Genomic DNA, 9,039 nt, shown 5'->3' on the forward strand with positions numbered 1-9,039 from the left:
AAGAAAAGGAGACTGCCGCGGTCTTCCGAAAAATCACTGGAATCCCTCCCCGTAAAACGGGGCACGGCGCAGTGACACTGCTTTTAAATTACTAACCCCAACGCCTGTCATTGCTCTTTTCTTTGTAGAGAAGTCTCCCTCCCTAATTTTAGGGAGGGAACAAGGGTGGGTCATAAAATGGGTACTAAGAAATGTATTGCTAACAAGAGGGCTTCCAGCTCTGCTGATCCGCCCACTGGCGGATGGTCGATCAAAAAACGGGGGCACACAAGATCAATGCTATTATCTTTTCCGCCGTAGCTGTGCCCCGTTCTACATGAGTACTTTCCAATTGCTTAGTCGCTCAAAAGACTCCATCCTCGATTGGCAACCACTCAGCATTCAAAACCCAACTCTCAAAATTTCTTTAATCACTAAGAAAACACCCCTCCCGCTTCGCGGCACTCCCCTCAAGGGGAGATAAATACATGGTCAGCCGTCCTCGGTCCGAGGTCTATACCTTTCAACATTCAACATCCCCTAACCACTAATTACGTCGTATCTGGAAAATCGTATTACTGACGATAGCCGCCATCGACACAATAGCCGACAAAATACCAATACGCTCCTGCGTAGTAAGCTTACGTTCCTGCTGCTTCTTAGGCACATAAATTGTAGCACCGGGACGCACATCCGGGTAATTCCGGAAAAACAGAAACTTTCGTGCACGATCTACTTCTCCATTCGCATAGACCACATACGCATCTTTGGGCTTACCCAGGTCCGTAGCACCACCGGCCGCACGCAAATACTCCTTAACCGACATATTATCGCGATATCTAACACTGATAGGATACAATACCTCGCCCGATACCTGAACCGTTTGCAGCTCTTTCGGGATCTCCAACACATCACCGGGGCGCAATATCAAATCATACTCAGAACCAGGATTGCGTATAATTTTCTCCAGATTAATACCAACCTTTGTAGTTTTTCTCTGAATATCATTTCCATTGGATAAAGAATCAGGAATATTAATATCCGTGGTATCAATGCGCTGCTCTAATTTCCGTGTAAGATTAGCTCCACGTGGATACGCATATTGCGTCAATCCACCTGCCCGCTGCAAAAGATCAGAAATACGCATATACTTTTGGTTCAGCGTATATTCTCCTGAGAATAACACTTCTCCTTTAACAGTCACCTCTTTCTGCTCAAAATAGGAAGGAGAATTTCTTACAAACACTTTATCAAAGGGCTTAAGTGTAAACTCTGATGCTTCATTACCAAGCTCTAGGTTTTCATCAACTCTAAACTGGTAAATTTTAGCCGTCTCTCGAGGTACAAAAGTCGAATCGCCCCCGGTAATACGCCGTGATATCTCAATACGATAGGGCGCTGCCGACTCTTTGAACCCATCGGCCTGCAATATAAGATCTTCCAGCGTCATATTTTCAGCATACTGGAAATTGCCCGGCTCTTGCACCGCACCCACAATATTGACTCGGTAATCATCGCGCAGATCAAAGATCGAAGATATCTGAACCATATCATTGCGCTTAAGCATGATATCGTGCTCTTCGGGATTGCTAACCACATCACGCACGCTAAAAGGAATAGCCTCCGTCGTCAGATCATTCTGCTCCCGGTAGATCAGTCCCCGGTTCATAAACACATCCTCTCGCACCCCTTCGGCACGTTGAATCAAAGAATACAGGCTGGTCGAATCCTGCAGCTCATATTCACCCGGACGAAATACTGCTCCTTCAATCTCTACCCTGTTTTCATAACGATCCAGCACCTTACCGACCGTCATCTTGGAACCATCTCCCAGCACAAAATCACTCTGCTCCGGATATCTTATGTCATCAATACGTCGTTGGGATCCGGTATTACTCAACACCTTGATACGCTTGGTATAGGCGTTATCCTTGAACCCACCGGCATAAGTAATTAAATCCTGAATGGTCTCCCCTTCTTTGGTCTCAAAAATACCGTTTCGTTTAGTCTTGCCCGATACTTCTACCCGGTTGATGTACGGATCGATCTTCAGGATGTCCTGGTCGCGCAGGCGAATATTATCTTCTTGATTGCCATACACTAAAAAGTCATAGATATCCAGCGTAGCCGCAACACTGTCTCCCCGCAGTACCTCAATCTCACGGAATGTTCCCGTTGAGTCAGGACCGCCGGCAGAATACAAAGCATTGAAAACAGTAGCCAGCGAAGGCAGCGTATAGGTGCCCGGCTTTCGCACCTCTCCCAACACCGTCACATTGATGCTGCGAATATTTCCTAATGAAATACGGGCATGGGTATCGGTGGGGGCATCTTTATCGGATTTGAGCCCGGAATAGATGCGACTTAAACTGGCACGGAGTCGATCGCGGGCCTTCTCAATACTCAGGCCGTTCACATAAACAGGCCCCAGGTTGGCTATAGAAATGGTCCCCTCGGGAGACACCGTTTTGCGGTAGGTCTGTTCTGCCGCGCCCCAAATATCGATCACCAATTCATCGCCCGGACCCAGCTGGTAATCTTGGGGCGTAGGGATATTCAATGAGGGCGTAAAGTCGATCTGATCACCGCGAAATAAATTAGCTCCAAAGATGCGGCTTTTGAAGCTATCATCCCGACGTTCAGACTCCATAAAAAGCCGGGTGGTATCGGTAGCCACCGACCTCATCTGACCGGTATCCTGCGACTGTCCCCCATCTCCACTCTGCATTCGCACTTCTCGCAGGCGCCGAACAAAGGCACTTACTTGTGAGGACGACATCCCCCTGGCCCGAGCCAGCTGTTCCAGTTGAGATATGGAATACCCTCTTTCCTGGGCCCGCTCCCACAGTCGTTGAATCTGCTGATCGGAAAGCTCTGAGGCCCGTAAATTTTTAAAATCTATAGATCCTATATCCTGTGCCGCTGCATTGGCCACTAGGATAAATAGTAAAGAAAATATGACTGCTGCTGTACTGAATAGCTGTTTTTTAATCGCCATCGGCTAAAATAATGAAGTAATTATCTGTTTAGGTCCATCCCATCTCTCTACCGAGAGTAGACACTTTTTATGATCGAGGACAAATGTAACAAATATCAGCTAAAAGGTACACATCGTTTTTGTTGTTTAGGATTCAGGATACAAGATGCTGGATGCAGGATGCTAGTTGCTAATACTCAAATAACAACGCCTGTCATCGTGATCTGCCAACCGGCGGAGTGGAGATCTCCCCTGGCATAGCTAATTTGATACTCTGAAAACTGTCCTTCAGATCCTACGCGAACTAAGAAAGAGAGACTGCCGCGGTCTTCCGAAAAATCGCGGAATCCCTCGCAGTGACATTGCTTTGAATATGCTTTTTCAATCGGGGATCTGGTTTTCCCTTCCCCGGCATAACGAATTCTGAGCGGAGAACAGTAGGCGGTCAGGAGCATTTCGTACCTGTGCTACGAAGCCATGCCTGAGCTTAAGGGTCTACTGCGCCGAAGTAGCCCTCGGCTACGTAGGCTGTGCTTCGGCAGATTTTACCTTGGCATAGTAGTACCGGTGATACCACCAGCCCAAGCACGTATCCCGAAGGACCATCGAAATGCTCCCGCCGAATGTTCGGAGCAGGGTTCAGAATTCTCAGCCGGTCAATTTTTTTGCCGTGCCTCGTTCTACGTGGGTTCGTTTTTTCTTGATTGAAAAAATGAACAGAACAATTATTGTTAGTCCGACTACCGGCGGATCGTCATTAAAAAAATGAACAGAAAAACTTCGAGAGGGAGATCCTGAAACAAGTTCAGGATGACAAGGAGGTTATTAATCGGGGGTCTGGGGCGAATCGCGGGAAAAGCATGATAATAGCAACTACCGAGACAGAGCAACACACAATATCATTGCTTTAACCAGAACAAAATCTACGATTCCCCCAGCAGTTTTTTCGTCTATTTTTTGCTGACAAAAAATGGACAACACAGGTATTCGTACTGGTGTAGAAAAATAAGCAGTACCTGCGTTCCAACGCAGAGCACTGGAACGAGATAAANACAATATCATTGCTTTAACCAGAACAAAATCTACGATTCCCCCAGCAGTTTTTTCGTCTATTTTTTGCTGACAAAAAATGGACAACACAGGTATTCGTACTGGTGTAGAAAAATAAGCAGTACCTGCGTTCCAACGCAGAGCACTGGAACGAGATAAAGAGTACACTCACCGACTACCGGCGATAAAAGGAACTCAGGGAGATCCTGAAACAAGTTCAGGATGACATGGAGGCTATGATATGGTTTCAAACATAGGTCCTTATCAAGGAGCCAGATTTCCCTTCCCCGGCATAACGAATTTTGAGCGGAGCGCATGAGGCGAAAAGAAGTATTTCATACCGGTTCAATACCTAAACCTACCTTCATAAGAACAAGGACCATTGAAATACTTTCGCCGAATGAGCAAAGCTGATTTCAGAATTCTCAGCCGGTGAGTTTTTTGGTTACTTTTTTGCTCATTCAAAAACAGTAACAAGAACTTTTGCTGAAAAAAATGAATAGCACTTGTGACTTACCACAAACATAGATTATTCCTAATGTTCAGGAGTACAACTCCTTCACAGCAGGATTTAACCGTAGAAAAACCACCTCCAATCTCAGACGTCATCCCGACTAAGCAAAGCGCATGGAGGGATCCGGAAAGCAATACAAAGAAAATAAAGCCTGATAGATTTCTCCGCTCCCTAACGGTCGGTCCCCGAATGACGGGCACAGCGAAATGACGTCGTTTAGGCAACCTCTTACCAGCCATCAGTCGTCTGTCATCCATCCCCGGTCAACCGTCAAAGACTTTTTCTCTCTGTCACTTTGCACCTTTGTCACTCTGTTACTTCATAACCTAATCACCACCTTTCCGTCCAAACCTTCAACACACAACCAATTAGATCTGTAAAATTAACGCTTCCAAGCTTTCAACCTTGTCAAAATCACCATCCATCGTAACTAAAGGGAAATCCAGATAAGCTGAAGTAGCTGCTATAATTGCATCCGGTACTTTTAACCCCTGTTCTTTTCTATAATCAATTGCTAATTTTCGAACACCCTCATGTAAATCAATCAAATTACACTCTCCGATAAATGATTTTATAATCCGCTCTTCCTGATCGGTGAGTCCTGAGTAACTTAATAATTCAATTTCTGTAATACAGGATATCCATATTTGCTGCCCTCTCATGACTTTTCGGGCAATATCTAATCCATTAAAAAAATTCACTAGCAAAGAAGTATCTGCAACAATATTATTTCCACTCATTCCTTACCCTTTTCTGATATTCTAATCCTTCCTCATCAAAGTCTATTTTACCAAAGTATTTATCCAGATTGATACTCTTTTGGGTTTTCTTAGTCGTGGCCTGTTGAATAGCCTCACGAATCTTTTCTGCAGAATCATCTTTAGTTATAATGATAGACATAATGCTCCTTTATTCGATTTAAAATAGGTGCTAAGCAGGGAAATTAATTGATCCAGTTTATATAGCCCATTATTAAATCATCATATTATAAATTTTATCTAATAAAATATCAGATATAATTGTCTATTTAACAACTGTTCAGTTTATATAGCTAGATTAATACAAGTTGCAAACTTTTCAACAGCCTGGGATCAATATTCCAAACGGTCTCCGGTCGTTCGTCATCAGCCAACTGTCAAAGCACTTTGAAACTCTGTTACTTTGCTACTTAGTCACTCAATAACCTAATCACACAGTAACCATTCACTGTCTTTCCGGGGGGCTGGGGCGAATCGCGGGAAAAGCATGATAATAGCAACTACCGAGACAGAGCAACACCCCTTCTCATTGTTTTAACTAGAACAAAATCTACGATTCCCCCAGTACTTTTTTGCCGTGCCCCGTTCTACGTGGGTTCTTCCAGCTCCGCTGGTCCAACTTCTGGCAAATGCTGACAAAAAATGAACATACATTCCCTGGCAAATTCGTCCCGACGCAGAGCACTGGAACGAGATGAAATAGGTAAGGAAACGGTCAGCCGTCGTCTGTCCCCAGTCCTCCATCAAACAAAAAAAGGCACACCCTTTCGGATATGCCTTAAATAAAATAAATAACCTTATAAATCAGACCGCTATACTATCAATTTCTTCTTCCTTCTCATCCGAGGAACGCTCTGCTAAAACTTCAAACTCTTTTTCTGGTACCGGCTGGTTAATATCTTGAGAAGAGCTTTTTTCATTATCGAATTCAATACCCCATCTCTGACTTCGAAATGCCAGCCAATCAACCCCAAATAAGCTAGTGAGAATCTTACGCTTCATCCCATTAGTCGGGAATATAAGTAAGCTCCCTACTATTACTGCCCCCAATAGTATGTTTACATTAATACTAAACATAGCCAAAACGCTAATGGCAACAGCTAATATTAAACTTTTTCCATACAACAGCAGCGATGCATTTTTATGTGAAAAACCCATTCTCAGAAGCTCATGATGCACATGGTCTTGTCCCGGTTCAAAAATCGATTTTTTTCTTCGTACTCTCCTTAATACCACACGCAGCGTATCATAAAGTGGAAAACCTAAAATTGCTACCGGTAAAATGGGAGACGCATTTCCAAATATAGATACAAATGCCGGCTCACCGCTAAGCCCGATAAACTCAATCGCTTGAATACCTAAAAGAAATCCCAGCAGCATTGAACCGGTATCCCCCATAAAAATAGAAGCGGGACTGAAATTATGATACAAAAACCCGGCTAATGCCCCGGTCAAACAAAACGAGAATACCGCCATCGGTAAGTGACCGGTATACCAAAATGTGATACCAAATAGCAAAGAAGCTATAGCTCCAATCCCTCCTGCCAAACCATCAATACCGTCAATAAGATTAACGGCATTAATCACTACTATAATTGTAAAAAAGGTGATAGGCACTGCAAACCAGTACGGTATCTCAGCCAAGCCGAAAACACCATGAAAATTTGAAATCAGGATATCACTTCCAAATACCACCAGACCGGCAGCAACAAGCTGTGCTACTAATTTTTTCTTTGCAGAGATAATAACCAAATCATCCTTCAGCCCTACAAAAAATAAAATCAGTAAAGCAGCTACTAAATAAGAAAAGCCTTCCAGACCCGCTGCCCACGGACTTAGTGCAAAGGTTAACAGGAATGCAAAAAATATAGCAATGCCGCCAAGCGTTGGTATCGCTTCTGAGTGTAATTTCCGATCATTATCCGGGTGGTCAAAAAGATGCTTCTTCTCAGCAGCGCTAATAATTACCGGTATGGAGAGGTATGAAACCATACAGGCAAATAAAAAAGCAACTCCCATCGCTAAACCCTCATTCAATAGTAACAATTGTTCCATATAATATTATTTAAATAGCAAACCTCTACTTGATCAGTTGTGAACAAAAGTAACGCTTTTACTGAACGAATACAATTTTTATTAAAAAACTGGCATTTTATAATTTAAGCTTTCCAAATATGGATATCATTATCGGGAGAAATATCCTTTAAGGAATTTCTGCTGTCTACTATACAGTCATTCCATTTTGCCAGCTCCTTATAATCAATACACGAATGGTCAGTAGAAATAACTACTGCATCAAATTGACTAATAATATTTTCAGACCATGCTATACTTTCTACTCCGGTCCATTCGTCGTGTTCCCGGGTAGGTTTAATAACGGGGATATGCGGATCATAGTAAGATACCTCAGCACCATATTTTTGAAGCAGGTCTAAAATCTTGAAAGTTGGAGATTCCCGCATATCATCCACATCCGGTTTATAAGCCAATCCTATAACAAGTACCTTGCTCCCATTCATAGCCTTTTTATGGGCATTCAGTGCTTTGAGTGTCTGATCAACCACATACTGCGGCATAGAAGTATTAATTTCGCCGGCCAGCTCAATAAAGCGGGTATGTTGCTCATATTCCCTGGCTTTCCAGGTCAGGTAAAACGGATCAATAGGGATGCAGTGTCCTCCCAAACCGGGACCCGGAACGAACTTCATAAACCCAAACGGCTTCGTATCCGCGGCATCGAGCACCTCATGCACGTCAATATCCATATCACTGAATACCACTTTTAACTCATTTACAAGAGCAATATTTACTGCTCGAAACACATTTTCCGTAATCTTTACCGCCTCGGCCGTTTTGGTATCGGATACGGGAACCGTTTCAACAATTGAGGTATCATAAAGGGCACATGCCAGCTCAATAGCTTCTTCCCCGTGCCCACCGACCACTTTGGGAATTTTTGACGTATTAAAATCAACATTTCCCGGATCCTCTCTTTCTGGACTGTAGGCAACATAGAAATCTTTACCGGCTGTTAACCCAGACTTTGATTCCAAAATCGGAATAATCAATTCTTCAGTGGTACCGGGATAGGTTGTAGACTCCAAAATAACCAGCTGCCCTTTTCGCAAGTTTTCTCCCACGGTCAAGCACGTTTTCTCTACATACTGCATGTCAGGCTCCCGGTGATGATCCAACGGAGTGGGCACACAGAGCATCAGTGCATCTGCTTCAGGAATACGACTAAAATCTACTGTGGCGCCAGCCTTATCACTATCGGCCAGTTTCTGCATCATCTCTTTGCCAAGATGCTTGATATATGGTCTCCCCTCTTCGATGCAGCTTATTTTCTCTTTATCAATATCAAATCCTAACACCGGCATATCATTGCTGTGGAAGGTCCACATAAGGGGGAGGCCCACATAACCGAGCCCAACAATACCTACCGTATAATTTTTCTGCTCTATCTTGCCTAACAGCTCCTGCAGCTGATCTGTTTTTATTTCTTCTTGCTGAATGGTATTTGTTGAATCAATACTCATTTTTAAATATAGTTTATGAATTTTGATGCTGAAGATAGACAAGTTTATCGAAAGTGTACATTAAAGATCAAAAATATTTTTTTGCCCTTTTGGTTAATCAAAGATCATATCATTATGTAACCTTCTATCTTACTCTTTCTCTGTATCGTAGAAGTCGTGAAGCGATCTGTTATTGTTCATTTTTTCAATTCTGAGTTCAAGTAGTAAATGCAACATGAAAGA

5 protein-coding genes are annotated in these 9,039 nt (G+C 43.2%); all 5 read right to left on the bottom strand.

What is annotated here, in order from left to right:
• Window positions 1-526 precede the first annotated feature (526 nt).
• Window positions 527-2,977, bottom strand: coding sequence for an SLBB domain-containing protein (locus G3569_RS17675; protein ID WP_165271416.1), 2,451 nt, complete (start codon window positions 2,975-2,977; stop codon window positions 527-529).
• 1,911 nt (window positions 2,978-4,888) lie between these two features.
• Window positions 4,889-5,260, bottom strand: a complete 372-nt coding sequence (locus tag G3569_RS17680) for a type II toxin-antitoxin system VapC family toxin (RefSeq protein ID WP_165271417.1) — start codon at window positions 5,258-5,260, stop codon at window positions 4,889-4,891.
• Window positions 5,247-5,420 carry a hypothetical protein gene (locus G3569_RS17685; RefSeq protein ID WP_165271418.1) on the bottom strand — a complete coding sequence of 58 codons (174 nt, stop codon included), beginning with the start codon at window positions 5,418-5,420 and terminating at the stop codon, window positions 5,247-5,249. Before G3569_RS17685 ends, G3569_RS17680 begins: the two co-directional genes overlap by 14 nt.
• 662 nt (window positions 5,421-6,082) lie before the next feature.
• The gene (locus tag G3569_RS17690; protein WP_165271419.1) at window positions 6,083-7,333 is read right to left on the bottom strand and encodes an MraY family glycosyltransferase; all 1,251 of its coding nucleotides are present in this window, start codon (window positions 7,331-7,333) and stop codon (window positions 6,083-6,085) included.
• Window positions 7,334-7,437: 104 nt separating this feature from the next.
• A complete protein-coding gene (locus tag G3569_RS17695; RefSeq protein WP_165271420.1) occupies window positions 7,438-8,817 on the bottom strand; it encodes a nucleotide sugar dehydrogenase in 1,380 nt (459 codons plus the stop codon).
• Window positions 8,818-9,039: the final 222 nt, after the last annotated feature.

The organism is Fodinibius halophilus (genome assembly GCF_011059105.1).
Lineage (GTDB): Bacteria > Bacteroidota > Rhodothermia > Balneolales > Balneolaceae > Fodinibius > Fodinibius halophilus.

Coding starts and splice junctions, on each gene's coding strand:
- G3569_RS17695 (WP_165271420.1), bottom strand. CDS start 8,817: ATGAGTATTGATTCAACAAATACCATTCAGCAAGAAGAAATAAAAACA.
- G3569_RS17675 (WP_165271416.1), bottom strand. CDS start 2,977: ATGGCGATTAAAAAACAGCTATTCAGTACAGCAGCAGTCATATTTTCT.
- G3569_RS17685 (WP_165271418.1), bottom strand. CDS start 5,420: ATGTCTATCATTATAACTAAAGATGATTCTGCAGAAAAGATTCGTGAG.
- G3569_RS17690 (WP_165271419.1), bottom strand. CDS start 7,333: ATGGAACAATTGTTACTATTGAATGAGGGTTTAGCGATGGGAGTTGCT.
- G3569_RS17680 (WP_165271417.1), bottom strand. CDS start 5,260: ATGAGTGGAAATAATATTGTTGCAGATACTTCTTTGCTAGTGAATTTT.